This window comes from Paraburkholderia dipogonis, assembly GCF_046027395.1.
Taxonomy (GTDB): Bacteria; Pseudomonadota; Gammaproteobacteria; order Burkholderiales; family Burkholderiaceae; genus Paraburkholderia; species Paraburkholderia dipogonis_A.
Map to the genome: position 1 here is coordinate 64,126 of NZ_JAQQEG010000007.1, position 25,041 is coordinate 89,166.

Consider the following 25,041-nt stretch of genomic DNA (forward strand, 5'->3'; position numbering starts at 1 on the left):
CGACGCGTCAGGCACTCACATTACCTGGCTTTTCAGAACGGGGCTTCGGTCGCCAAGGTAACAGGGAAATTCGCGCGAGAATATTGCCTCGACGTACGGAATGCAAGTCATGCTGCAGTGCCTGCTGGAGTTCGGGGCGACGCACGGTCGCGGTTCCCAATTTAGCCACGACGATGCCAGCCGCGACATTGGAAAGCACGACCGCTTCGTCCAGCGGCATGCCGGCACCGAGCGCGGCACTTAGCGTGGCAACGACAGTGTCTCCGGCGCCCGTCACATCGAACACCTCGCGCGCGCGCGTCGGCAAATGCAAAGGGGCGTGGCCGCGAGCGATTAACGTCATGCCTTTCTCACTGCGCGTGACGAGCGCCGCTTCGAATTCAAACGCATCGCAAAGGGCGGCGCCCTTCTGTTCAATCGTGGCATCACTCTCGCAACGCCCAACGACAGCCTCGAATTCGGCCAGGTTGGGCGTAATGACAGTGGCGCCGCGATAACGCTCGAAATCCGTTCCTTTCGGATCGACGATGACGGGTTTTCCGGCACGGCGAGCGGCGGAGATCAGGTTCTTGGAATCGTGCAGCGATCCTTTGGCGTAATCGGATAGGACCACGGCATCGACTTCGTGCAATTGCCGCTCAAAGCTGAAGATCAGCTCATCACCATTGCGTTCGGGAAAATGGTCCTCAAAGTCCGCTCTGATCATCTGCTGATGGCGGGAAAGAATGCGAAGCTTCGTGATCGTCTTGCTGCCCGCGACGCGTTGGAGAACGCAATCAACCCCGCCTTCGCGCAGCAACTCTTCAATCCGGTCGGCGTGCGCATCCTGCCCGGCCAGGCCGAGAAGACGAACGCGCGCTCCGAGTGCCGCCGCGTTCAGCGCGACGTTTCCTGCCCCGCCCACACGCGTCTCTTCAGCTTGCACATGGACGACGGGAACGGGCGCCTCCGGCGAGATTCGTGAGGTCGAACCATGCCAATACCAATCGAGCATGACGTCGCCCACGACCATCAATTGAGCGCAGTCGAAATCAGGAGGCGAAAGCTTCACCGGCGGGTTTCTTGTCATGGCGGCCTAAATTGATCGAATAAACTTCACTCAGAACGTCGGCGACAGAAGCGACGCTTATTTTTTCCATCACGTATTTCGCATTTCTGGGATATTCAAATCCGAGGCTCAGGAACATTCCGCCTTCTCGCTTGGACACAGCAAGGACTCCACGCTCTTTGCTGACAGGGCCCCATCGAAACGGATTGGTAGGACCATGCAGACTAATCATCGGCGTGTCCAGCATTGCGGACAAATGCATGATCCCGGTGTTCACACAAACTATGCATTCCGCCCGCCTTACTATTCCGACCACTTCAGTCAGGCTCACCTTGGCTGCCACGCTTACGACTTTCTGGCTGCCGATCAGATCAACCAATTGTTGAGCCCGTGTGGCATCTTCGGGGCCGCCCGTTATGACAATGGCGTACCCGTTATCAATCAACATATGTGCGAGATCGCGCCAGCACTCCATGGGCCATTCGCGCATGGCGAAATTCGTTCCAGAGGCCCACGGGTGAAAAACAACATATTTGTCGTCAACGACGAACGGCAAACTGGAGGGGCGAATAGCTTTGGTGATTTTCGGATATTCCGTCGACTCGACGCCTAGAGGGCGCAATAGCCTTCTGAAATTCTCCAGCTCATGAAGGCCGTCGCAATGCTCAACGCTGGCGTCATAGGCATAATGGCGGAATTGATTCCTGGTCTTGAAACCGATCGTAAATTTCGACTTCGTAAACGCTGCCAATATGGCCGAGATCCTCGGCCATTGCGAAGTATCGATCAAGACGTCAACTTCGTATTTCTTTATTTCCTTGAGTGCATTCAACGGGCTGGTCAAAGGGACAATTACAATTTCGTCGAGGCCGTCGAACAGGTCATAAATGCGCGCGTTGCTTCGCGATGCAAATACCACCACTCTGGAAATATTTTTGATTTTTCTCAACTCAGAAATAATGATCGACGACAAGATCGAGTCGCCGATTGCAGCAAAGGCAAAAATGCCTGCGGTCGTGCATTCCGCCGGTAGGCGTCGCTTTTTGCGAAGCGCCCCTAATACGTACAGGAGAGCGCCGCCGACAATAAGGTCGACGCGCTTGAGAAGGTTCTGTCCGCGCTCATTTTTCATTTCATGTCCGGCAGCATCGAGTTGAACGTCGAACTAGGACCCGAGCGGTTGCACACCTTCGCCGGCCCGGTTGAGATAGGCGTGATGACCGCGCGCCTGGGCAGATGGCCCGTTCGAGCCACCGCGCGCTTGTCACCACATGTCTTCACGTTGTCGCACTGTTCGAGCAATGTCGCCAATTCCGCCTCGGTCGTCTGCTGGATGATCTGACAGGCACCGCGCTGGATCAGGTCATCCAGGCTGCCCAACGTGTCGCTGTACCGTTGTTCGCTGATCCCGTCAACGCATGCATTGACGGTGGAATCCCGTTAGCTGGTTGTGACTCTCGGCAGGCACTGTGCTCGGCTTACTGCTACTGCCGTCGGAACACCTCGCGTCAGGCCAGTCAGTCCAGCCACCGGGTCCGACGATACCTTTGAGCGCTCACGCTCCGGAGCGGAAGGTCACAAGTCGGCGGCATCGAGCGCCGAAAGTCTGCAATGGTCGATGATGCAACTGCATGATCCGTGCTGGAACGTGCTGTGTCTGTGCGGCGCCGAACGTTCAAATCTCTGAGTGAATGCGGGCGCCCACGGAAAACAGGTTTTGCAGCAGCAACGATTCGTGTAGAAAAGTCGATCGATATACAGAGTACTGCTTATATTTCCAGTTCGGAGAATTGTTCAGCGGCTTACACTTGAGCGGCGCAAGCGTACTTACCTGTCCTTTCGTGCCTATGCGAATCACTACGACACCGCCTCACGAGGATTCGGGCACGGCGAAACGACTTGAACCCGGCACCGATCAGGGGCGCCACCTGGTCGGGATAATTGTCACTTCAGTAATTTCTGCAGGCTTTCGTGGTTCATATCGGGCGAAACTTCATAGCGCTTATTAATGCAACTGTAATCAATCCTGCCACGCCACTATTTGCGAAACAAATAGTTTTGCCTGCCTGTCGGCAATCCGCCTACCTAAACTGAATCGGCGCAGCGCAACGTGCGCTAAACCACAGACTCCGACGTGGCAAAGGAGGTATTCCTATCACACTTGCTCAAAGTCTCGATGGACGCGGCGAAGCTTGTCGCTCCATCGAGAAGCTTGTTACCCCGGATCTTGGAGATGGCGCCTTTGAACACGCATATCCGCAGTTTTGAATCGTCTCGCACAGGCCGCTGGCATTGATCGCCATTGCGACGTTCGCGGCCTCTCCTTTTTTCTTGCGGCACCTATCCGGCCAATCCGGCAGAGCTTTTGATCGTGCACGACTTCAGGAAAGTCGCTGATCAGCTGAGCGAGCAGTCCGATGTCGCACCAGTCGACGCTCCGCCTTGCCTGGTCTATGAGCAGGCCGCGCAGTCCACACGCACCATCCATTAGGCAGACGAAGTGTCACGCTACAGAACAATCTCCAGTTGAGATTCACAGCAAGGGACTTCGCGCAACTTGCTTATTGAAACACCTGGCGAGTTTGCCGGAAAGCGGGGCCTTGAAGCCGGGCAGCTTCGAGATCCAAATATGTGTCGCAGCGAGAACTATTGATTCTCGATCATGTTGGGGTGAACTATTCATGAGCCGATCTACGCCGCAAATTGGAATCGAGGTAAACGAGAATCGTATTCCTTTCAATACGCCCGCCATGACGGGTAACGAACTGAAGTACGTCGCAGAAGCTCACTTCAGTAAAAAGCTCGCTGGCGACGGCTCCTTCACCGGTCGTTGCAACGAGTGGCTGCAGGAAAGAAGCGGTGCCGGCAGGGCATTACTGACTCACTCCTGCACAGCCGCGCTTGAAATGGCAGTTCTGTTGCTGGACATCCAACCCGGCGACGAAATCATCATGCCGTCGTACACGTTCGTCTCGACGGCGAACGCATTCGTCCTGCGCGGTGGCGTGCCTGTCTTCGTGGATGTCCGTGAAGACACCATGAATCTCGACGAGCGATTGATCGAAGCTGCGATCACGCCACGAACTCGCGCGATCGTCCCGGTGCATTACGCCGGCGTGGCATGCGAAATGGACACGATCGTATCCATCGCCCAACGCCACGGACTCAAAGTCGTCGAAGACGCAGCGCAGGGCGTCATGGCAACCTATAAGGGTCGCGGCCTAGGCTCCATTGGCCACCTCGGCGCTTACAGTTTTCACGAAACAAAAAATATCATTTCGGGCGAGGGTGGCGCTTTGCTCGTGAACGATCCCGCCCTCACGAGGCGCGCGGAAATAATCCGCGAGAAAGGCACGGATCGCAGCCGCTATCTCCGCGGAGAGGTCGACAAATACACCTGGCAGGAAGTCGGCTCTTCATTCTTACCGAGCGAGTTGGTCGCCGCTTATCTTTGGGCTCAACTGGAAGGTGCTGAAAAGATTACGCAGGCACGCCTCGCGCACTGGGAGCGATATCACGCGCTTCTCGAGCCATTCGAGCGCAAGGGCGCGCTTCGTCGTCCGATCGTACCGAAAGAGTGCCAGCACAACGGGCATATGTACTACGTTCTGGTCGAAGATGAACACGTGCGTCAGCGTCTACTCGATGAATATAGAAGGCAGGAAATAGGCTCGGTATTTCACTATGTTCCGCTTCATTCATCTCCTGGCGGGCAACGGTACGGCAAACTTGGCGGTCCATTGGACGTTACCATCGACCAGTCAAAACGCCTGATTCGCCTTCCCCTCTGGGCCGGCCTGACCGAAACGCAACAGATGCGCGTGGTCGACATCTTTAGCGCGCTGGTGAAATAGGGCTGGCCGACTCTGGGCAGGCATGCACGAATCGCATCCGGGCGCGTTGACGAGAGGTCTTCGGCAGCGGTCCGGATGTCGTCCATTTCTGCTTCCCGCACCGGAAGGTGCGGCGACCGGGACCTCCATCCAGTCAATGATCGGCGACTGACAGTGAGAAGCCGGCTCTAAGTCCTTTGAACACGCTCGATCTGGCCGCCGGCGAAAACTTTACGCATTTGACCGTCAACGTCACGATCGCATAAGCAATTGCAATTGCACGATGTGCAGGTGCGAGATGCTTGCGGCTGAAATAAACGCGATTGCGCGCCGTATAGAACAGGCTGAAGGGACTTTCATTGCCGCCGGTGGACACCGCCACCTTGTGACCGACGCTCGATGTCGGCACATACAGCAGGCCAATGTCGGCACTTTTCATGCGCCAGACGAAGTCACTGTCGTCGTAATAGACGAAGTATTTTTCATCCATCATTCCAATCGTCTGGAAGATGCTTTTGTGCAGCAACATAAAGCAGGTCGGCGCGTATTCTGTGAACATTTCTTCGTCGAACTGCCCGCGATCTTCCTTCCGGTCGCCTACGTGCGGCGTGGTGGCGGTAAGCGGCGAGAACCTTCCGCCCGCACACCATATCCGATTGGTGCCGTGATAGGTGATCTTGGGCACCGAGGCCAACGCGCCCGCCTCCTCGGTGTGCCGTACAAGTCCCGCGATCACGTCGGGATCCGGAAAGTCGGTATCGTTGTTGGCCAGCAGAACGTACTCGCATCCGTCTGCAAGCGCCATCTCTATGCCCTGATTGTTGCCGCGAGCGACGCCGACATTGTCGTTATTGAACACGATATCGGCGTGAATATCATTGAGAGCCGCAAGCTCGCGCGATATCGCACACCCCGTATCCTTCTCGCTGTTGTCGATCACGTACAGCTTGAAGTTCGCATCGCGCTGGGCGGCGAGACTCTTGAAAAAATCGGGAAGCACGGAATCGGAGCGATACAGCACGGTGACAATCCCGATCAGCGGTGAACCATATCTCGTTGACATATCGCGTCCTTCAAATGAGTTGCGGAGGCGGCCGTCGCGGCGCCTCCGTCATGGCGTGAGCGGCGCGTCACCGATGTGTCATGCGGCGCGTTCACAGCCCTTGTATAGACCCTTCTCCCGCATCTCGGCGATGCTCTTCTCGTAGGTATCGGCCATCACCTCCTGCTGGTCGACCCATCGGGCAAACCGCGCAATGCCTTCGCTAAACGACACCTTGGGCTCGAATCCGAGCATGTCCCTTGCCTTGGTCAAATCGGCGTAGACATGGCGGACATCGCCCAGGCGGAATGCGCCGGTCACGGTGACGCTGACATCGCTCGCATACACTTCGCACAAAGTCCTGGCGACATCCATGACCGAAGTGCGCACTCCCGAGCCGATGCCGAATACGTTGTCCGCCGCGTTGGCGTTCGTGAGCGCTGCGTAGGTCGCATCCACCACGTCATCGATATAGACGAAGTCGCGGCTTTCCAGGCCGTCCTCGAAAATATTGATCGGATTGCCGTTTTTGATGCGCGTCGAAAAGATCGAGAGAATGCCCGTGTAAGGGTTGGATAACGACTGACCCGGACCGTAGACATTCTGATAACGCAACGCCGACGCATCGATGCCGATGGAACGGCAGGTCGTCATCACCATCTGTTCCTGAGTCTGCTTGGTAATGCCATAGAGCGACGTCGGATGGATTTTCGATTCCTCGTCGGTCGGCACGCATTCCATCGCTTCGCCGCTTATCGGGCAGAGATGCTCGAACTGGCCTTCGAGCATGTCTTTTTCCTTCCGCGGACCGGGATACAGAATGCCGGCGGCCGGAGAACGATACTTGCCTTCGCCATAAATCGCGCGCGACGAAGCAACGACCACTTTGCGAACGGAATTGCGGCTATTCTTCACCAGTATGTCGAGAATCAGGGCCGTGCCATGCACGTTCACGTCGACATAGCGGTCGACCTCGTACATCGACTGGCCCGTCCCTGTCTCGGCCGCGAGATGAACGATCGCGTCCTGCCCCTGCATGACGCGCTCGAGCATGGCCCGATCGGTCACCGACCCCTTCACGAAGTGCACGCTTTCCGGCAGCGATGCGAAGATCGCCGACGTGACACTGGGATTCTCTCCATGAATCTGCGGGGAGAGGTTATCGAGGACCGTGACTTCCGCATTGTTGGCGCAAAGCTTGCGCGCCAGACTCGAGCCGATAAAGCCGGCGCCACCCGTAATCAGGACTTTCATTGTTTCTCCCTCTCCCAACATCTGGTTTCGAAGTTGTAGCGCTTGATGATTTGCGCCGGATTGCCTGCGACCACGCAATAGTCGGGAACGTCGCGGGTCACTACCGAATGCGCGCCGACCACGACGTGGCGGCCGATCTTCACGTTGGGCAGAATGACGGCGCTAAATCCAATAAACGCGCCCTGCCCGATCAGCACGTAATTACCTCGCGTGCGAATACGCTCGCCAATGCGGGTGGTATCGTTCACGTCCTCATACGGATGCTCGACATCGACAATGGCAACGTTCCCGGTAATGGTCGCGCCGTCGCCGATCTCGATTGAAGAGCCGCATACGATGTGAACGTTCTGCTCGATATTGACGTGGCTTCCGATCGTGAGCCGCGGCGGCGCAGCCGCGTCCGTCACGACAAGCTCGATGCGCGCGCCCGGTCGAATCAGCACACGCTCGCCGATCGACGCGTAGTGCACGTTGGCGAGCAGCATGGGACGAAAGATCGTCGTTTTCGCGCCGACCGACTCGAACACATGCGCGTACCACAGACGCGTCTTGAGTCGGTACCAGGCGAGAAACGCGCGGTTACACAGGTCGAGTAACCTCACTTTCTTAGTGGCAGGCCGCTCATTCCCCTGGACGGTGGTACTCATGCGTGGACCCGTTGTCGTCCGGTCACCTGCTTGAGCCGCGTATAGACAGCGCGTGACAGACGTGGCCACCGGCGCGTCGAGTACAAAACGAGCTGTTTCATGCTGATTCTTGCCGCCCGCCAGCTCGACTCGATGCAGTCCTCGAAGTTATCCTCGTGTCCATGCTCCAGATAGAAGATGGCCGAGGTCAGATAGAACTTTGCGCGCCCCCGGTTGACTGTATCGCTCGCCATGCCGAGATCGGCCGCGATCTGGCAGGTCTGGATCATGTCGCTCATGTATTCCCTATGACGCTCGGGATTGTTAATTCGCGTCGAGGTCATACCGGTCCGGTTGACGCGGTAAAGGCCCAACTCTTCGTCCAGGTAGCAGCCTTGCCAGCCGAACACCACCTGTAGCAAGTGGGCCACATCACAGACTGATTTCAGACCCACGTCAACGGGACTGCGATGACGCAGGTGAGCCCGATACATTTCCGAGCTATGAAAAAAGTACGGTCCGTTCTTGATGAGGAATTCAGCGTCAAACGTTGCGGGCTTATTTTGGGGCAATGGATATGGCACAGACTCCAACGTATCCTGGTCCACCGTGCGCATTCTATGCACCACGAGACCGCATTCCGGATGCTCTCTTAAGAAATCGAGTTGGCGCTGCAACTTGCCAGGAAGCATGACATCGTCGCCGTCGATGTTCGCGATATATTCGCCCTTTGCCATCGCGACGGTATCGGCGAAGTTCGCAGCGAAGCCGACGTTGGCTTCGTGCGAAACGACCTTGATCACATCCGGATAACGCGATCGAAACGACTCGATAACATCGAGGGAATTGTCGGGCGAGTTATCATCGCCGACGATCACCTCGAATGGCACATCGAGCTTCTGGTCGAGTACGCTTTGGAGGCACGGACCGACATACTCGCCTTGCCGGTAGCAGAGCACGATGACCGACAGTACGGGCGCGGCCTGCTCCTGGACCGGAGGGTTAAGGTTAATATCCATGCTTGTTTTTCTCAGTTGAGGACCAGCCGCCCGGCCAGGTGGCGAGCCTTTCGTTGAATAATCGGCGAGACCGCGATGGTCGATGCAGCCATAGCGAGCCACGCTCCTGATAGAACAAAGAACAGACCAATACGCGAACAGGTTGTCAGATCCGCGAAACTCAACAGTAGTCCGACGGGGGTGAGCGCAGCGATACGCGCCGCGAGGCCTCGATACCAACTGGCGTTGATACCGGGGATAAACTTTCGGTGTACGATCGCAACCCAGCCGAACAGGAGCAGAAAGTTCATTCCCGCCCACGCATAAGCAGCGCCGACCGCACCCAGATGAACGCCGCCAAATAGAACTGCGGGCGCATAAAGCACGAGGAAACCGATATTGCCTTTCAGATGCAGAGACAGGTCCCCTTTCGCGTACTGCACAATAAACGCCAGCGAAGCGATCGCTGAGAATGCGTTTCCTGCCGCATAGCATTGCATCGTTCGCAATGCCTCGGGACTCAACGGTGCGCTTGCGGACCAGAATCGAAGCACGGCCTCCGGCGCACAGATGAACACCGCCGCGACGGGGATCACCGCCAATGACGTCAGTTCGGTGGCCAGTGCGTACATCTGACGAATTCGTTCCCCGCCACCGAAGCTTTCGGTAGTCAGCCGTGGAATGAACGCCTGTTGAATCGGGTTGGCGAGCAGCAAGATTCCGCTCGCCAACAGCGTCGCCAGGCTGAACACCGCAAAATCCGCCAGCGGCAATATTTTCGAAAGGGCGATCTTGTCGATCTGTGTGGTGCAGGCCCAGATCACCGTTGCCAATGCAATCGACAGCGACAGCTTCGCGCGCGATGACAGTACCTTCCATGAAAAACGTGTCGACACAAACGGTATGTCGATCGTACGGCCGAGCAGTGTCCGCATCGCGGCTGCTTCCACGACAATCGCCAAAAGTTGCCAAACAAAGAAGAACTCAATACGCGGCCAGATCATGATGATCGGCACAACGAGCACAGTGCGTATCACGGCGAAGGTGATGACAATTCCGTTGAGTGCAACCTGTCGATCGATGCCGACTACCCCCCCACGGTATAGCGCACTGAGCCATCGCGCGATGGCAGTCAGCATCATCAGTACAAATGCCGTACGAATCACACTCGGAGGCAACGTGGACGCATTCAACCATCGTTCGGCGAAATAAGGCGCGATGAAGATCGACAAGACGAACAGGATGGCGCTGGTGCCGAGAATCAGCTTTTCCAGTGATTCCAGCAACAACCCGACTTCAGCTTTCGAACCGGTACCGGCCCGCAGGCTGCCGAGCTCGCGGCACAACGTGGGCGAAAGCCCGAAGTCGAGAACGAGTACCCATGCGAGAACCACCGCGTTGATCGCAATCAGCCCATAAGCTTCGACCCCGAGATGACGCACGTATATCGGGACCATGACGATGCCGAGCAACGCGGTCACCATCTGTCCAACGAAATTTGCGAGCAGGGTTCGTCTCAACATCGCGGTCTGCCAGTAAATTAGGTAAGGGCTGAAGGTACCGTCAGAGTCGCCGCGAATTCCGAATTGACATCATTAATATCAACTCATCGCGAACGTGTCCTAGGGCGAGCGTTTGATCTGCCAAACGACCGAAAGATGCCACCTCCATTCCGGCCGGTCGATGCCGGAATGACAATTCACGCTGAGCGCAACGCGTTTCGACGCTAGGGAAAAATGACTACTCGTGAAACTTGATGTACTACCAAAGTATCCGATGCGGTCTGCGGGCGGATCGTGACTAGTGCCAAACGCCCCTCGGCGTGAACAGACGCCGATAGGAACACTTCTGCGCAAGCCACCTTGCGATGCGCATTACTGCGGTCTACGCCTTGAAGCGTACCTGTCCAGCTTCAATTTAAATGTGCGGCGGCGCACGTTCAACAAGTTGCGTATCAGCTACCGCATTGAGGTCGGAAGCGGCTTCACTCTGCTCGAACATGACGGGGTCAGCGGCTTGGCCATGCCACCTGGTCCTTCGGAAGGTTGAGCAGATACTGGCCATACGCATTCTTGGCGAGCGGTTTGGCGAGTTGGAGCAATTTCTCCTCATCGATCCAATGTCGGCGGAATGCAATCTCCTCCGGGCACGCCACCACCAAACCCTGACGCTTCTGCAGCGTTTCGATAAACGTAGCCGCCTGGATCAGCGAATCGTGCGTGCCTGTGTCGAGCCAGGCGTAACCGCGCCCCATGATTTCGACTTCAAGCGCATCGCGCCGCAGATAGCACGAATTGACATCGGTGATCTCCAGTTCGCCACGCGGCGACGGCCTGATGTCCGCAGCGATGTGGCAGACCTGGTTATCGTAGAAATAGAGGCCTGTGACCGCGTAGTTCGAACGCGGCTCCGCGGGCTTCTCCTCGATGGAGAGCGCGTGAAAACTCTTATCGAACTCGACCACGCCGTAACGTTCAGGATCCTGCACGTGATACGCGAACACGGTCGCGCCGCTGTCACGCGCATTTGCGCGCTCGAGCTGCTTCGCGAGATCGTGGCCGTAGAAGATGTTGTCGCCAAGAATCAGCGCCGACGGATCGTTGCCCACAAAATCCCGGCCGATGATGAACGCCTGCGCGAGTCCGTCCGGCGAAGGCTGAACCGCGTACTGGATGTTCATGCCCCACTGGCTGCCGTCGCCGAGCATCGCCTCGAAGCGCGGCGTGTCCTGCGGCGTCGAAATGATCAGCACGTCGCGAATGCCCGCAATCATCAACGTCGACAGCGGATAGTAGATCATCGGCTTGTCGTAGACCGGCAGCAACTGCTTGGAGACCACGTGCGTGATCGGATACAGGCGGGTGCCCGATCCGCCCGCGAGAATAATGCCTTTGCGCGCCATTGCCGTGCCTTTACGCGCGCTGCGCGTAGTTGGTCTCAACCCACTTTCGATAGTCACCCGAGGCGACTTCGTCCGACCATTCCTGATTGTCCAGATACCACTGGACCGTCCTGGCCAGACCCGTTTCGAACGTTTCCGCCGGCTTCCAGCCGAGTTCGCGTTCGAGCTTGCGGGCGTCGATTGCGTAACGGCGGTCGTGGCCCGGACGATCCCTCACATACGTGATCTGGTCGCGGTACGACGCGCCCGCCTTCGGACGCAACTGATCGAGCAGGTCGCACAGCGTGTGCACGACCTCGAGGTTCTTCTTCTCGTTCCAGCCGCCGACGTTGTACGTCTCGCCCGGCGTGCCGCGCGCGAGTACTTCGCGGATCGCGCTGCAATGGTCGCCGACATACAGCCAGTCGCGCACGTTCTGACCGTCGCCGTAGACCGGCAGCGGCTTGCCGCCGAGCGCGTTGGCGATCATCAGCGGAATCAGTTTCTCGGGGAACTGGTACGGACCGTAGTTGTTCGAGCAGTTCGTGGTGAGCACCGGCAGGCCATACGTATGATGGTAGGCGCGCACCAGATGGTCGGAACCCGCCTTGGTGGCCGAGTAAGGGCTATTCGGCGCGTACGGCGTGGTCTCGGAGAATTGCGGATCGGTAGCGGAGAGCGAGCCGAACACTTCATCGGTCGATACGTGCAGGAAGCGGAATTCCGCTTTGGCGACGTCGTTCAACTTGCTCCAGTACGAGCGCGCCGCTTCCAGTAGCGTGAAGGTACCCACGACATTGGTCAGCACGAAGTTCTCCGGCCCGTGAATAGACCGGTCGACATGAGTCTCGGCCGCGAGATGGATGATTGCGCGAGGCTGGTGTTCGGCGAGCAATTCGTCCATTACGGCGCGGTCGCCTATGTCGGCGCATACGAAAATATGCATCGGATTGTGCTGCAGAGATTGCAGCGTGCGCAGATTGCCCGCATAGGTGAGCTTATCGACATTCACCACGGGTTCATCGCAGATTTGTAGCCAGTCAAGCACGAAGTTGGCGCCGATAAAACCGGCGCTGCCTGTCACCAAGATCATGGAAGCCCTTTGGAAGCCGCCTTCACGCAGTTTGCGCGAAGGTCGATGGAGTCTGGCTGACGTCCGGTGAATTGCGCAGCCACGGGACGTCGGTAAAGCAGCTTTGGTGTAGCGTTCCATCGCGACTTCCATCGCCGCGAACAGATACAACCAGCTTAGTGTAGGGTTCTAGAAATCTTGTTTCAGTGCGGAAAGCAACATACACGCTTTCGCCTGCGCTAACGGGGGGTAAGGAGGGGCGCTTCGCGCGGTCGGCACGCTTGCAGCGTTCGCGTTGCCCGTGCCTCGACCGCATGGCGTTGACGTGGCTCGGCCTTATCGCCGATGGCCAACTATTTCTTTTGTGAAAGCCGCGCCTGTGACGTCGCGATGATCGACGCGGCCTTCATGGTTTGCGGCAGATGTACCTGCCGATGCGCGACGGGGCGCCGGCTGCCTGCGCGTCCCGAAGAAAGAGTTATTTATCGTCTCGAGGTGTTCTGGAACGTGCGACACATAATGCGCATACGAAAACGCCAATGACCACGCCGAATATGAAGCATAAGAAATGTGTCAAAACGCTCGACATTTACCTGGTCCTTTCAATTGAGGCGAGATTGAATTTATAACGATTCACCTCCTTCGTGATTCACCGGAGATCACCGCACGCAGCCGGTAGAACGTCGAAGACACACAGGCAGCAGCGATGGTATGACGCGGCGGTTGACGCGCCAATCATCATACTTTACTAGAATCGCGACCAGGTCGAAAAAACGGCACAGCTGAAGCAGTACGCGTAGGGCGTGGCAGTGGATGTGACATCAGGCTCCAGCCGGACGCGGATGATCGCGCCGTCGGAGCTCACAGCGTGAAGCCAGCCGCGCCCACGAGCATGGCAAAGTCGGCAAGAGCGCGCATGTAGTGCGACGCGAGGCAAGAACTGCAGGCCGCCGCGCAATGGCAGTTTGACAGACAAAGCAAACGACGAACGGCAACTTCCGATCAGATCGATTGGCCTATCCAAGGGCAATAGAACTATGAGTCCTGGACGGGGGCTCAGCGCGAGCGCGATCGCTGACACGCGCGAATAGCTCTCCGCGGGAAAGAGAAACTGCCGCGCGTGATCCCGAGCACACGGGCCGCGGCGCGGTCATTCGTTGGCCAGTACCTGACCAGTTGTCTCCAGGCCTTCTTTCTTCTTTCGCTACAAGCACCCGGGCCGATCAATCGTGAGCTTACCGATATCACGATACGTGAGCAGCGACCCGACTCTTGCCGATGCTGGCGTCAGGTTCCATCAAGTCAGGTGCCCGCCGCATTTATCGTCGTGGAACGTCAGCAATACATCCGAACGCACCAACATATTGCCGGGCGTTCCAGACGTCAATTCGGATTGTGAAAATGGCAAAGCCGTCAGCGCGTGACTTCCATCGCGTTGATACGCGGCAATAACCGGTCGAATTCGCGTTTCACGATCTCATAGCATTCGCATGAGCGCGCCTCGAGTCCGCTCCGATCGAGAATCCGGACACGGCCACGACTGTGATGGATGAGATCGGCTTCGCAAAGCTTGCCGGACGCCTCAGTCACGCCTTCACGACGCACGCCGAGCATGTCGGCAATGACTTGCTGCGTGACGTGCAAGTCGCTTGTGCCCGAACGATCGATATCGACCAGCAGCCACCGGCACAGTTGCTCGTCCAGTCGATGCAGCCTGTTGCACGCCGCAGTCTGTGCGACCTGGGTGAGGAGAGCCTGCATGTACAGCAGCATCGACGAGCGCAGAGAAGCGCAATTGCGCAATGCTTCGCGCAGTGCTGTAGCGCTGATGCGATAAGCAAAACCCCGGCATTGAGCCTGAACGCTGGCTGGCATGGTGTCGCCGCCCGTCAGGATCGGCACGCCTGTCGTGCCATCCCTGCCAATCGCGGCAATTTCCACCGAACTGCCGTTTTCCATGGTTTGCAGCAGAGACACGATCGCTGTGGCCGGAAAATAGACGGTTCGGATGAGTTCGCCGGATTTCGACAGCAGTTGACCCGGACTCAATTCGACGAGTTCAAGATGAGGAAGCAGCGCGTCCCATTCATGCGTTGGGAGCGCTTCGAGCAGACGGTTGCCACGGCGGTATGACTGGAATGTCGTCATCATTTCCCTCACGTAAGTATCGCAGCCTGCCTTGGTACGGCAGGCCTCGCTCGAATCGAGGAGTCAATGACGATGCATTGCCCTCATTCGCGCGGTCGGCAAACAGAAGCGGTAATGGAGACGATCAAAGCTTCGCACTGGTCATCGCGTTGCGTTCGATGTCGCAGTGCAGCATAGCGGGCAAACAGGGGCGCGCCAATAATGCTGGCGGAATATCCCGCACGATCGGCGGATTTAAGAGGACTTATTTGCGTTGAAGGTTGGTTGAAACGCTGAACGCCCATGTCACTTTGTTGCAGATCGAAAGGAGCCCGATGTTAGCTGAAGTGTCAGTAAGTGCTAGTGTGAAATCGCAACATGTCGAGCTTATTAAGGATGTCTATGGGATGAAATAAAGCGGACGATATGCCTTATCTCAGCGAAGCGTAAGCCAGAGTGATGCCGAGCTGAGTGGTCACGCTTGCCCGTCAGTCAGCGGCGATGGTCCGCTCGACCGCGACGTGGCCGGCCGCCTGCGTGTGTGTCGTCATCCGCCGTCGCGATCATTTCCGCTTCCTGCGTAATGGCCCTCCCGGCCAGCGCTTTCAGAACGCCAGTCAGAATCCGCCTGCCGATTTCATGGTGAAAGATCCAGACGCCATGGATTCGTCCGGTGAATGCAGCCTCGCTCCCGATCTCCGGGTCGGGCCGAAAGCCGGAACCCAGTCCAAACGTGAAGAGTCCGCGTATCACCTTGCCGTTGATGTCGAGCGGACGGCCGAACTTGTCGACCTCGATACCGCCCTGGCAGAACTGCAGCGGAATCTCCACCCCTCGATGGTCGACCAGTGCGGACATGTTGGGCCTATAGCCGGCGCTATGGACCACGCCACATGACTGCATGAGACAGGTGGCAGCACGGGCGCGCCCGGCTTCCCCGGAGGCGGCATCGATCAATTCGACACGTGGTGTCGTTCCCGCGACGCGGCCGTGCGACATCACCGAACATGCGATCTCGAATGCGCGGTAGCGCAGACCGCTCGAACGATTGACGCGCCGCGTGATCGGGCAAATATCGTTGGCTGGATCGACCGTATAACCCCATGCGCGCGCTTCCTCCTCGGTTTCGAAAAACAGCCGGACTGGCGAGCGATGAATGATGGCGATTTCATCGAGTCCGGCGTCGCCGAGATCGGTCGCAAGACGCTCGGTCATCGTGAACGCGCTATGCGAGCCGCCGATGATCGTGATCCGGTTCGTACGCCGGGCCGTGGCAGGGGAAAAAAACACGGGCGCGAAGGTGTCGACCAGTTGCGTGCTCGTGAGGCGAAGCAGTTCATCCGACGTGCAGGTGATGACGCCGTTGCCCGGCAATGGAATGTCCAGCGTGCGGCACAGATCATCGATCTCTTCAACGCGCTGCGATCCACCGAGATTCATCACGACGGTGTCGCTGATCATCATCCGGCGTGCCGCGGGTCTGCGCGTGTCGTGATAAGCGATTTCGAAGCGGCCGTCCCGGCCGTGACGAATCGCATCGATTTCGTGTCCGCGCAGTACATCGACGTCGAAATGTTCGACGAGGTGCGCGATGAGTCGCTCCGCAGCCAGCGAGAGCAGCTCGCCGACCTCCGAGAGCAGCGGCGCACCCTCGGGGTCCGCGGCCAATTTCCTATGCAACGCGTTGTATTCGCGGATGTCGCCGAACACTTCGTCGAAGCGTTCGTGCTCAAGGCATGCGAGGAAAGATTTGGCGACCGAGTTGCCCGTAACGTTCACATAGTCACCGAGTTTGCCTGCTCCGAGGCTCGCGCGTTTGTCGATGATCAGCAAGCCGTTTCTGGCCACCTCTGCCAGCTTGCCGCTCTTGAACGCGTAGAACAGGAAGCCCATTCCTGCCGGACCGGCGCCGCACAACACACACGAGTAATCGCTTGGTACGCTCCCGGAACTATCCGGATCTACTGCTGAGGACCTCTGCATAACTTTGGGGCTCGATAGTTGTCCGCTATGAATTTGTGCGCACCATGCGCGTTGCCGGAGTCGAGGACATTCCTCGGATCGGATTCAACACACAATATCGCTTAATGCGAAACGTCACTCTGTGCGCTTGCGCACGGACAATATTTCGGAACCTTACTGCAAGGCATCTTCATCCCAACATTCTGCTGTACGGAATAAATTTCCAGTCACGGGTTGCGTCGGGAAAAACTTCTTCACATAAGCAATCGACGTACCACCATAAACATAAAATGCCACACATATGGCCGATTTTACAAAATCTAACAATTAGGATTTCTGAATTAAATTTCCGTTCAATGCCCGATTAAAACCGGCGCTCGCGACCAACGCGAGCGCGGCCCTCCGCCATTACGCCATCTGGAACACCGCCACGGCGTCGCGCAATATGGTCGCCTGCTCTTCCAGCGACTTCGCCGCCGCAGCCGCCTCTTCCACGAGCGCCGCATTGTGTTGCGTGACTTCGTCGATCTGTGAGACGGCCTTGTTGACCTGTTCGATACCGTCACTCTGTTCGAGTGCGGACGCTTCGATCTCGTTCATCACGCCAGTCACGCGCTCGACGGCGCTCATGGCTTCGTGAATCGTCTTCTGCGCGTCGGACACGAGGGACGCGCCCTCCTGAACCTTGGCGGCCGATTCGCCGATCAGTTCCTTGATTTCCTTCGCCGCCGCGCCTGAGCGCTGCGCGAGGCTGCGCACTTCCGAAGCCACCACCGCGAAGCCGCGCCCCTGCTCGCCGGCGCGCGCTGCCTCCACCGCTGCGTTCAACGCCAGAATGTTGGTCTGAAACGCAATCCCCTCGATCATGCCGATGATTTCCGTCACCTTGCGCGACGACTCGCTGATCCCGTCCATCGTTTCCGTGACACGCGAGACCACTTTGCCGCCACGCGTGACCGTGTCGAGCGCGCCGTGCGCGAGCCGGTTCGCCTGCTTCGCGTTGTCCGCGTTCTGTTTCACCGTGGCCGACAACTGCTCCATGCTCGCGGCGGTCTGCTGAAGCGCCGCTGCCTGCTGCTCGGTGCGCGAGGACAGATCCGCATTGCCCGACGCAATTTCGTTCGCGCCTTGGGTGATCGCCGTCGTGCTGCCGCGTACTTTGGACACGGTTTCGACGAGGCCGTCGCGCATCTTCGTCAACGCGCCCAGCAACTGGCCCATCTCGTTGCGCGATTTGATCTTGATCGCGACAGTCAGATCGCCGGCGGCGATGCGCTCGAAATGCTTGACGGTTGCGTTGACCGGCTTGATCAACGCCACTGACAAACCGATGCGCGCCGCCACGCCGATCACGAGCGCGATGGCGCCGATCGCGGCGAACAGCAGCGTCGCGATCTGGAAGCGTTGCGCGGCCGTTTGAGCCTGCTGATGCTGGCTGTCGATCTGCGAATGTTCGAGCGCGTCGATCGCTTTCGAATAAGTGGCGTAAAAGTTGTTCGCCGTCTCGCCCTGAATGTTGCGGAAGGTATTGAAATCGAAGTCAGTCAGCGCCTTGAACTCCGGCTCGATCGCCTTATCGACCAGGGCGCTGCGCGCCTGCTCCACGTTCTGCGCGAGCTTCTGCTCGTTTTCGTTCGCAAAAGGGCCTGCCATGTAATTGCGGAAGTCTTTGTTCGATTCGACCAGCACCTTGTGCGCGGCCGGCAACAGGTCATCGGTTTGCTTGCCGACACTAAAGAGTGTCTGATACGAACCCAGTGCGAGCTGCACCTGCAGCAGCTTCTCGGAGCTCGCCTTCAGATGCGACAGCGCGGTCGCGCTACGCTGCGTGTCGTCGAGGCTGCTGTTGGCGAGCTTGAGCGCGCCATAGCCGACACCGATCACTGTCAGCAGGAAAGCGACGAATACGCTGATCACCAGCGTCAGGCCGCCACGAATTGTGATGTTATTTAGCATTGGGTCTCCGGAACGTCTTGCCGATCGGCGGCGAAACAGATGGCAGGCACGCGCGCCGTCTTTTTTGCGCGTGACTTACTCTTCGCCGCATCCCAGGTTAACGACCTCGCACGGACCCTGCTAAATAGGTGGAATCCATGACCGGCGGGCGTTTGCGAGCACTTTTCACCTCACTATCTGGGATATTCGGGCGACCACGCGGCAGCGCTGCTTTTCCGGGCGTTGCGCGTTTCGTTTGTATAATTCGGCGTCTTCGCTCAGGCTCACTTTCATGCTTAGTTTTGCGCTCGGCTTTCTCGTTTCACTGCTGATCACGCTGTTGATCGTGCGCTACGCGCATCTGCATGAAAAATTCTCCACCGACACCGATCTGGCCGGTGTGCAGAAATTCCATGTTCGCCCGGTGCCGCGCATCGGCGGGACCGGCATTCTGCTCGGGCTGATCGTGTCCGCCGTGCAGCTGCATCACGCGTATCCCGCCGTGTCAGGCGGCATCCTCGGGCTGATTGCGTGCGGCATGCCGGCCTTCGGCTCGGGTCTGGTCGAAGACCTGACCAAGCGCGTGTCGCCGCTTACAAGGCTGGTCTGCACGATGGCGGCAGCGGCGCTCGCCTATTTCCTGCTGAACATCGCCGTGACGCGCATCAGCGTGCCGCCGCTCGACTTCCTGCTCTCGTACGCGGTGATCTCCTGCGCGGTCACGGTGCTGGCGGTTGCCGCGCTCGCCAACGCGATCAATATCATCGACGGCTTCAACGGACTGGCGTCGATGGTCGCGTTCATGATGTTCGCCTCGCTCGCCTATGTGGCGTTCCAGGTGTCCGATCCGATCGTGCTGTCCGCCTCGTTCATGATGATGGGCGCGGTGCTCGGCTTCTTCATCTGGAATTTCCCGGCGGGGCTGATCTTTCTCGGCGACGGCGGCGCGTATTTCATCGGCTTCATGCTGGCCGAACTGTCGATCATGCTGGTGATGCGCAATCGCGACGTATCAGCGTGGTATCCCGTGTTGCTGTTCATGTATCCGATCTTCGAGACCTGCTTCTCGATCTACCGGAAGAAATTCATTCGCGGCATGTCGCCGGGCATTCCGGACGGCGTGCATCTGCATATGCTGGTGTACAAACGGCTCATGCGCTGGGCGGTCGGCGCGCGAACCGCACGTGAATTGACGCGGCGTAACTCGCTGACGTCGCCTTACTTGTGGCTGCTGTGTCTCATCGCGGTCGTGCCGGCCACGCTGTTCTGGCGGCATACGCTGCATCTGTTCTGCTTCGTGGTGGTGTTCGCCGCGACGTATGTGTGGCTCTACGTGAGTATCGTGCGGTTCAAGTCGCCACGGTGGATGGTGGTGAGGAAGACCAGGCGGTAACGAAAAAAGGCGCTCGAATGAGCGCCTTTTGCTTGTAACCTTCGTGACGCCCGCCTTGCGATGCCGATGCCAGGGCCGCCGCGGAAGGCAAGCTCACCTCACGGGTTCATGCTCACGAAGCCCGCGTTGCCGGCGCCACGCTATGCAACGCCGGCGCGGCAGCCGGCTGATATTCCGGCACCCAGCGCCGCAGATCGCGGCGCACTTCCTGGTCGCTCGGCACACGATGCTGCATCAGCCAGGGAAGCAGTTCGTCGAGCAGATTGTCGGGCGCTTCGCGCGCCTGCGCGATGCGCAACTTCGGATGCGGCGTGCGCGTGGTCGCTTCGTCGTCGGCCAGCAGTTCCTCGTAGAGTTTCTCGCCAGGACGCAGGCCTGTGAAGACGATGCGGATATGCTCCTCGCTGAAGCCGTACAGGCGGATCAAGTCGCGCGCCAGATCGACGATCTTCACCGGCTCGCCCATGTCGAGAATGAAGATCTCGCCGCCATGCCCCATGCTCGACGCTTGCAGCACGAGTTGCGACGCTTCGGGGATCGTCATGAAAAAGCGCGTGATCTCCGGATGCGTGACTGTGACCGGCCCGCCCTTCGCGATCTGTTGTTGAAACTTGGGAATGACGCTGCCCGCGCTGCCGAGCACATTGCCGAACCGCACCGTCTCGAACTGCGTTCGCGTGCTGGTCTGCTGCAGCGCCTGGCAAGCCATTTCCGCGAGGCGCTTGCTCGCGCCCATCACGTTCGTCGGGTTCACCGCCTTGTCGGTGGAGATCAGCACGAAGTGCTTCACATCGTGGCGAATCGCCGCGCGCGCGACACGATATGTGCCCAGCACGTTGTTGCGCACCGCCTGCCATGCGTTCAGTTCTTCCATCAGCGGCACATGTTTATAGGCCGCGGCGTGAAAAAGAATGTGCGGCGTGTAGCGCGACAGCACCTGGTCGAGCAGCAAGGAATCTTTGGCGTCGCCGATCACCGGCACCACGGAGAGCTTCGGAAAACGGTCATGCAGCTCTTCCGTGAGACGGTACATCGCGTACTCGGACAGATCGAACGCGATCAACTGAGCGGGTTCGAAGCGCAGAATCTGGCGGCACAGCTCCGAGCCGATCGAGCCACCCGCGCCGGTCACCATCACCACGCGGCCGCTCAACAGTGCTTCGACGTGCGGCATGTCGATACGTACCGGCTCGCGCCCCAGCAGGTCTTCCAGATCGATCTGGCGCACGCGCGACAGGAACGCTTCACCTTGCGTCAGCGTGGTTAACGCGGGCAGCACCATGGCCCGCACACCGGCGCGCACGCACAGCGTTGCCACACGACGCTGCGCGTCGACTGACGCCGAAGGGATCGCGATGATCGCGTGTTCGACCTTCATGTCCGAGGCCCAGTGCTGCAGGTCGCTAATCGGCCCCCACACCTTGTAGCCGTAGATTTCGCGGCCCTGCTTGGCCGGATCGTCGTCGAGCAGGCCCACCAGCCGCCATTCGCTCGAACGCGACAGTTCGCGGGCCAGGCTCGCGCCCGCGTTGCCCGCGCCGAGCACCACCACCGGCTTGCCTTGCCCGACCAGGCCGCCGTAGAGATAGAACTCCTTGGAGGCGCGATAGAGCGCGCGCGAGCCGCCCATGGCGAGGAACAGGAGAAGCGGAGAAACAGCGAGTACGGAGCGCGGAATGATGGGATGCGGCTGGGCCATGACGGCTACCATCATCATCACGAATGCGCCGGCCAGCACGGCCTTCGCGATGCGCATCAGATCCGGCAGGCTCGCAAACACCCACATGCCCCGGTACAGGCCGAAGATGCGGAACATCACACCATAGACAGGGAGGACCCAGAGGAGGGTTCGGACGGCGCCGGACCAGAACTCGTCCGGAACGTAGCCATTGAAGCGGATCAGGTATGCCGCGAGCCAGGTGCCCGCGACTGCGCAAAGGTCGAAGGCGAAAGCGCTAAATGATAGCCATGAGGCTTTGTGTCGAAACATCGGCGTCACACCTCAGGTTGTTCGGAATCTGCTATCCGGAATCGACGCCAGCGTGAATCGACTCCGATACCAATCAATACCAGCACGATCACCCATGCGCCCACGCTACACCATTGAAGAGCTGAAGACCAGCCAAGCAACACGACAGCAAGTACTATACCAGCCGCCATTACTGCATACCATAGGATGGCCGTCTTCGAATGCCCAAGTCCGTACTGGACCATGCGTTGATAGTAGTGCTCGCGGTGCGCCTGCCAGACTTTCTCGCCGCGCAGCAGCCGTCGCAGCAGCGTGACCGAAGCGTCGCCGATGAACGGCGAAAACACCAGTGCGGGAAACCAGATCGGCCAGACGCCGTCGCTCCAGCCCCAATAGCCGAAAGCGCCCGCCAGAAAGCCGAGCGGAATCGACCCGGCGTCGCCGAGGAAGATTTTCGCCGGGTGGAAGTTGAAGAGCAGAAAACCCGCGGCAGCGCCCGCCACGGCGGCCGAGGCCAAGCCGAGCTCCGGCGATGGATGCGCGGTGAGCGCGGCCCCAACCGCGTAGCCCGCGAAGCCGAACAGCGTCATGCCGCCGGCCAGGCCGTCCGCGCCGTCCATAAAATTGTAAAGATTGACCAGCCAGAGCAGTAAAAACGACAGGGCCGCCAGCAGCCAGACCGGCGCCGGCGCCGGATGCGAACAGACGAAGATCGCCACCGCGGCCAGGTGCGCCGCGAATCTGACCCGCGCGGGCAGTCCGCGCCGGTCGTCGAGCTGCGAGACCGCCGCCAGCACGGCAGCGCACAGTGCGGCAAGCCACAGGTGCGGCGCGACGAGCAGCGTCGCCACCACCACCACCGGAACGATGCCCCAGCCGCCCACGCGCGGCGTGGGCCGCGTGTGCAGCGAGCGGTCGTTGGGGATGTCGGTGGCCAGACGCCAGGCGAGGCCGGTCCTGAGCAGCGCCCACAGGATCGCCGCGCAGGCGCAAGCGGAGCCGAGCGCGATCAGGATCACGGTCGTCCAGCCCGGCAACGTGGAATGGGACATCAGCATGCGCGCCTCAATGCGTGGATCGGTACCAACGGGCTGTCGCGGCCAGCCCTTCATCGGTGGACTGCGGGGCCTGCCAGCCCAGCACCGTGTGGATCCGGCCTGTGTCCAGCTGCAAGGAACCCACCAGCCGGTCGACGTGCGCCGTGCGCCCCGTCAGGCGGCCCGCCAGCCTCAGCCAGCTCGCGGGCACCGGCAGCAAGCGAACGGGCTTGTGCAGATGCCGCCCGAGCGAACGTGCGAGTTCCGCCACGGTGAGCGGGTCGCTGTCGGCCACATGGAACGTTTGGCCCGCGGCGCGTGGGTCGGTCGCGCAATGCATCAGCGCGTCCGCCAGGTTGTCGACGTAGACGAGGCTGCGGCGCGCGTCGATCGCGCCGAGCGGCAGCGGCACGCCCTTCCAGATCACGTCCATCAGCCGCAGGAAATTGGCGCGCACATGCGGGCCATAGACGAGCGGCAAACGCACGATCACCACCTCCAAGCCGCTTTCCTCGCCGTAGCGCACCAGCGCCTGTTCGGCCGCGAGCTTCGAACGCCCGTAGGCGTCCTGTGGCGCCGGCGGGTCATCTTCCCGCAACGGACGACCCGCGTCCCCCTCGGCCAGTGCCTTGACGCTGCTGGCGAAAACGAACCGCCGCGCGCCATAACGCGACGCCGCCTTCGCGACGCGCAAGGCGCCCTCGACATTGGTGGCGTGAAACGCGGCGTCGGGGTCGGCCGCGGTGTCATGCATCACATGCACGCGTGCCGCCAGATGCACGACACAGTCGACCTGCAGAGCGGCGGGCCAGCCGGCGTCGACGCCGCCAAAATCCGCCTGAGTCTCGACCCACTCGCTCACGCCCCGCTCGAGTTGCCCCGCCTGACGCACGAGTCCGCAGACCGTATGGCCGGACTGCATCAAGACGCGGCACAAGGCCTCGCCGACGAACCCATTGGCGCCCGTCACCAGCACACGGCTCATAGCCACTTCCAGCCGAAACGGTTGAAGAACTTGTACGCCGACGCCAGGAACATCCGCACGTGCGCGGAGCCCTTGCGCGCGGCGCCGCCGCCGTGATGCAGCACGCGCACGGCGGGCGCGTAGGCGACACGGGTGACGTCATGCGCGCGCAGGCTCAAATCGTAGTCCTCGAAGTACAGAAAATAGCGTGTGTCGAAGCCTCGAAGCTTTTCCAGCACGCTCGTTCGAAACAGCATGAAACAGCCGCTGACGATCGGCGGATCCCAGCAGACGTCCTGATCGTTGATGACGTCACGCATCTCGTAGCGGGCGATTCGGCGCTGGAACAGCCGTCGCAATCCTGCCGGCAGAAAACCGCGCACGAACAGGTCCAGCAACGTCGGATAACGGCGGCAGAGGAACTGCTGACGCCCTGCTTCGTCGCCGATCCACGGCGTCAACAGGCCCGCGGCCGGATTAGCCTCGAAAAATTCGAGCGCGCGCAGCAACGCATGGCGATCCAGATCGATATCCGGGTTCAGCACGAGATGGTAGCGGCCGACGGCGCGCTCGATGGCCAGATTGTGGCCACGACCGTAGCCGACATTGCCGTGACCGCTGAGGATCGTGCTGGTGACGCCTTGGGCCCTCAATGCGTCCAACGCGGCACGTTCGTCGGGCAGGCCGCCGTTGTCGACGAGGTAAAGGTGAACGGGCAGGCCCGGCCGCGTGGCGCGCAATGCCTCGCAGGCATGACCGAGGCTGGCGAACGTTGTGGCCAGTTGTGCCTGATCCGGCCGATAGACGACCACGGAAACAGACAAGCCCTCGAGTTCAGGACGCGGCGCGCTAGTAGCATTCATGTAAGTTGGAACTGCGTGCCTTATGGACGACACTTGG

19 protein-coding genes are annotated in these 25,041 nt (G+C 59.4%); 2 read left to right on the top strand and 17 right to left on the bottom strand.

Annotated elements, in window-relative coordinates; translation table 11 throughout:
* Nucleotides 1-7 precede the first annotated feature (7 nt).
* From rfaE1 to PQR32_RS09230, 3 genes are read right to left on the bottom strand one after another with little or no spacing between them, the layout of a single operon-like run.
* Complete coding sequence (rfaE1, locus tag PQR32_RS09220; RefSeq protein ID WP_408224783.1) at nucleotides 8-1,069, bottom strand: D-glycero-beta-D-manno-heptose-7-phosphate kinase; 1,062 nt, start codon at nucleotides 1,067-1,069, stop codon at nucleotides 8-10.
* Nucleotides 1,032-2,180, bottom strand: coding sequence for a glycosyltransferase family 9 protein (locus tag PQR32_RS09225; RefSeq protein WP_408224786.1), 1,149 nt, complete (start codon nucleotides 2,178-2,180; stop codon nucleotides 1,032-1,034). Before PQR32_RS09225 ends, rfaE1 begins: the two co-directional genes overlap by 38 nt.
* On the bottom strand, nucleotides 2,177-2,428 hold the full coding sequence (locus PQR32_RS09230) for a hypothetical protein (RefSeq protein WP_408224789.1): 252 nt from the start codon (nucleotides 2,426-2,428) through the stop codon (nucleotides 2,177-2,179). The genes PQR32_RS09225 and PQR32_RS09230 overlap by 4 nt, the downstream gene beginning before the upstream one ends.
* Nucleotides 2,429-3,729: 1,301 nt before the next feature.
* On the opposite strand from PQR32_RS09230, the gene rffA reads away from it, so the two are divergent.
* Nucleotides 3,730-4,902, top strand: a complete 1,173-nt coding sequence (gene rffA, locus PQR32_RS09235) for a dTDP-4-amino-4,6-dideoxygalactose transaminase (protein WP_408224791.1) — start codon at nucleotides 3,730-3,732, stop codon at nucleotides 4,900-4,902.
* A gap of 133 nt (nucleotides 4,903-5,035) precedes the next feature.
* On the opposite strand, the gene PQR32_RS09240 is transcribed toward rffA, so the two are convergent.
* The 10 genes from PQR32_RS09240 to PQR32_RS09285 all read right to left on the bottom strand — a co-directional run bounded on the left by PQR32_RS09240 (nucleotide 5,036) and on the right by PQR32_RS09285 (nucleotide 18,799).
* Nucleotides 5,036-5,944: a glycosyltransferase family 2 protein gene (locus PQR32_RS09240; protein ID WP_408224794.1), complete on the bottom strand. Its 909-nt coding sequence runs from the start codon at nucleotides 5,942-5,944 to the stop codon at nucleotides 5,036-5,038.
* Between the two features lie 78 nt (nucleotides 5,945-6,022).
* Nucleotides 6,023-7,177, bottom strand: a complete 1,155-nt coding sequence (locus PQR32_RS09245) for an NAD-dependent epimerase/dehydratase family protein (RefSeq protein WP_408224797.1) — start codon at nucleotides 7,175-7,177, stop codon at nucleotides 6,023-6,025.
* Nucleotides 7,174-7,824 carry an acyltransferase gene (locus tag PQR32_RS09250; protein ID WP_408224800.1) on the bottom strand — a complete coding sequence of 217 codons (651 nt, stop codon included), beginning with the start codon at nucleotides 7,822-7,824 and terminating at the stop codon, nucleotides 7,174-7,176. The genes PQR32_RS09245 and PQR32_RS09250 overlap by 4 nt, the downstream gene beginning before the upstream one ends.
* A complete protein-coding gene (locus PQR32_RS09255) occupies nucleotides 7,821-8,822 on the bottom strand; it encodes a glycosyltransferase family 2 protein (RefSeq protein ID WP_408224803.1) in 1,002 nt (333 codons plus the stop codon). The genes PQR32_RS09250 and PQR32_RS09255 overlap by 4 nt, the downstream gene beginning before the upstream one ends.
* An 11-nt stretch (nucleotides 8,823-8,833) precedes the next feature.
* The gene (locus PQR32_RS09260) at nucleotides 8,834-10,324 is read right to left on the bottom strand and encodes a lipopolysaccharide biosynthesis protein (protein ID WP_408224806.1); all 1,491 of its coding nucleotides are present in this window, start codon (nucleotides 10,322-10,324) and stop codon (nucleotides 8,834-8,836) included.
* A gap of 485 nt (nucleotides 10,325-10,809) precedes the next feature.
* Entirely contained in the window at nucleotides 10,810-11,703 is an 894-nt protein-coding gene (rfbA, locus tag PQR32_RS09265; protein WP_408225144.1) for a glucose-1-phosphate thymidylyltransferase RfbA, read from the bottom strand.
* 10 nt (nucleotides 11,704-11,713) lie between these two features.
* Nucleotides 11,714-12,775, bottom strand: coding sequence for a dTDP-glucose 4,6-dehydratase (gene rfbB / locus PQR32_RS09270; protein ID WP_408224809.1), 1,062 nt, complete (start codon nucleotides 12,773-12,775; stop codon nucleotides 11,714-11,716).
* Between the two features lie 1,392 nt (nucleotides 12,776-14,167).
* A complete protein-coding gene (locus PQR32_RS09275) occupies nucleotides 14,168-14,902 on the bottom strand; it encodes a Crp/Fnr family transcriptional regulator (protein WP_408225147.1) in 735 nt (244 codons plus the stop codon).
* A gap of 471 nt (nucleotides 14,903-15,373) precedes the next feature.
* Nucleotides 15,374-16,774: a hypothetical protein gene (locus PQR32_RS09280; protein WP_408224812.1), complete on the bottom strand. Its 1,401-nt coding sequence runs from the start codon at nucleotides 16,772-16,774 to the stop codon at nucleotides 15,374-15,376.
* Nucleotides 16,775-17,251: 477 nt separating this feature from the next.
* Complete coding sequence (locus PQR32_RS09285) at nucleotides 17,252-18,799, bottom strand: methyl-accepting chemotaxis protein (protein WP_408224815.1); 1,548 nt, start codon at nucleotides 18,797-18,799, stop codon at nucleotides 17,252-17,254.
* A gap of 271 nt (nucleotides 18,800-19,070) precedes the next feature.
* On the opposite strand from PQR32_RS09285, the gene PQR32_RS09290 reads away from it, so the two are divergent.
* Nucleotides 19,071-20,171, top strand: a complete 1,101-nt coding sequence (locus PQR32_RS09290; protein WP_408214817.1) for an MraY family glycosyltransferase — start codon at nucleotides 19,071-19,073, stop codon at nucleotides 20,169-20,171.
* A gap of 112 nt (nucleotides 20,172-20,283) precedes the next feature.
* Here PQR32_RS09290 and PQR32_RS09295 read toward each other — a convergent pair whose 3' ends face one another.
* Genes PQR32_RS09295 through PQR32_RS09310 form a run of 4 tightly spaced genes read right to left on the bottom strand, consistent with a single transcriptional unit; the run spans nucleotide 20,284 to nucleotide 25,004 of the window.
* A complete protein-coding gene (locus PQR32_RS09295; protein ID WP_408224818.1) occupies nucleotides 20,284-22,161 on the bottom strand; it encodes a polysaccharide biosynthesis protein in 1,878 nt (625 codons plus the stop codon).
* A 5-nt stretch (nucleotides 22,162-22,166) separates the two neighbouring features.
* Nucleotides 22,167-23,198: an MraY family glycosyltransferase gene (locus PQR32_RS09300; protein ID WP_408224821.1), complete on the bottom strand. Its 1,032-nt coding sequence runs from the start codon at nucleotides 23,196-23,198 to the stop codon at nucleotides 22,167-22,169.
* Between the two features lie 7 nt (nucleotides 23,199-23,205).
* Nucleotides 23,206-24,162, bottom strand: coding sequence for a UDP-glucose 4-epimerase family protein (locus PQR32_RS09305; RefSeq protein ID WP_408224824.1), 957 nt, complete (start codon nucleotides 24,160-24,162; stop codon nucleotides 23,206-23,208).
* Nucleotides 24,159-25,004, bottom strand: a complete 846-nt coding sequence (locus PQR32_RS09310) for a glycosyltransferase family 2 protein (protein ID WP_408224827.1) — start codon at nucleotides 25,002-25,004, stop codon at nucleotides 24,159-24,161. The genes PQR32_RS09305 and PQR32_RS09310 overlap by 4 nt, the downstream gene beginning before the upstream one ends.
* Nucleotides 25,005-25,041: the final 37 nt, after the last annotated feature.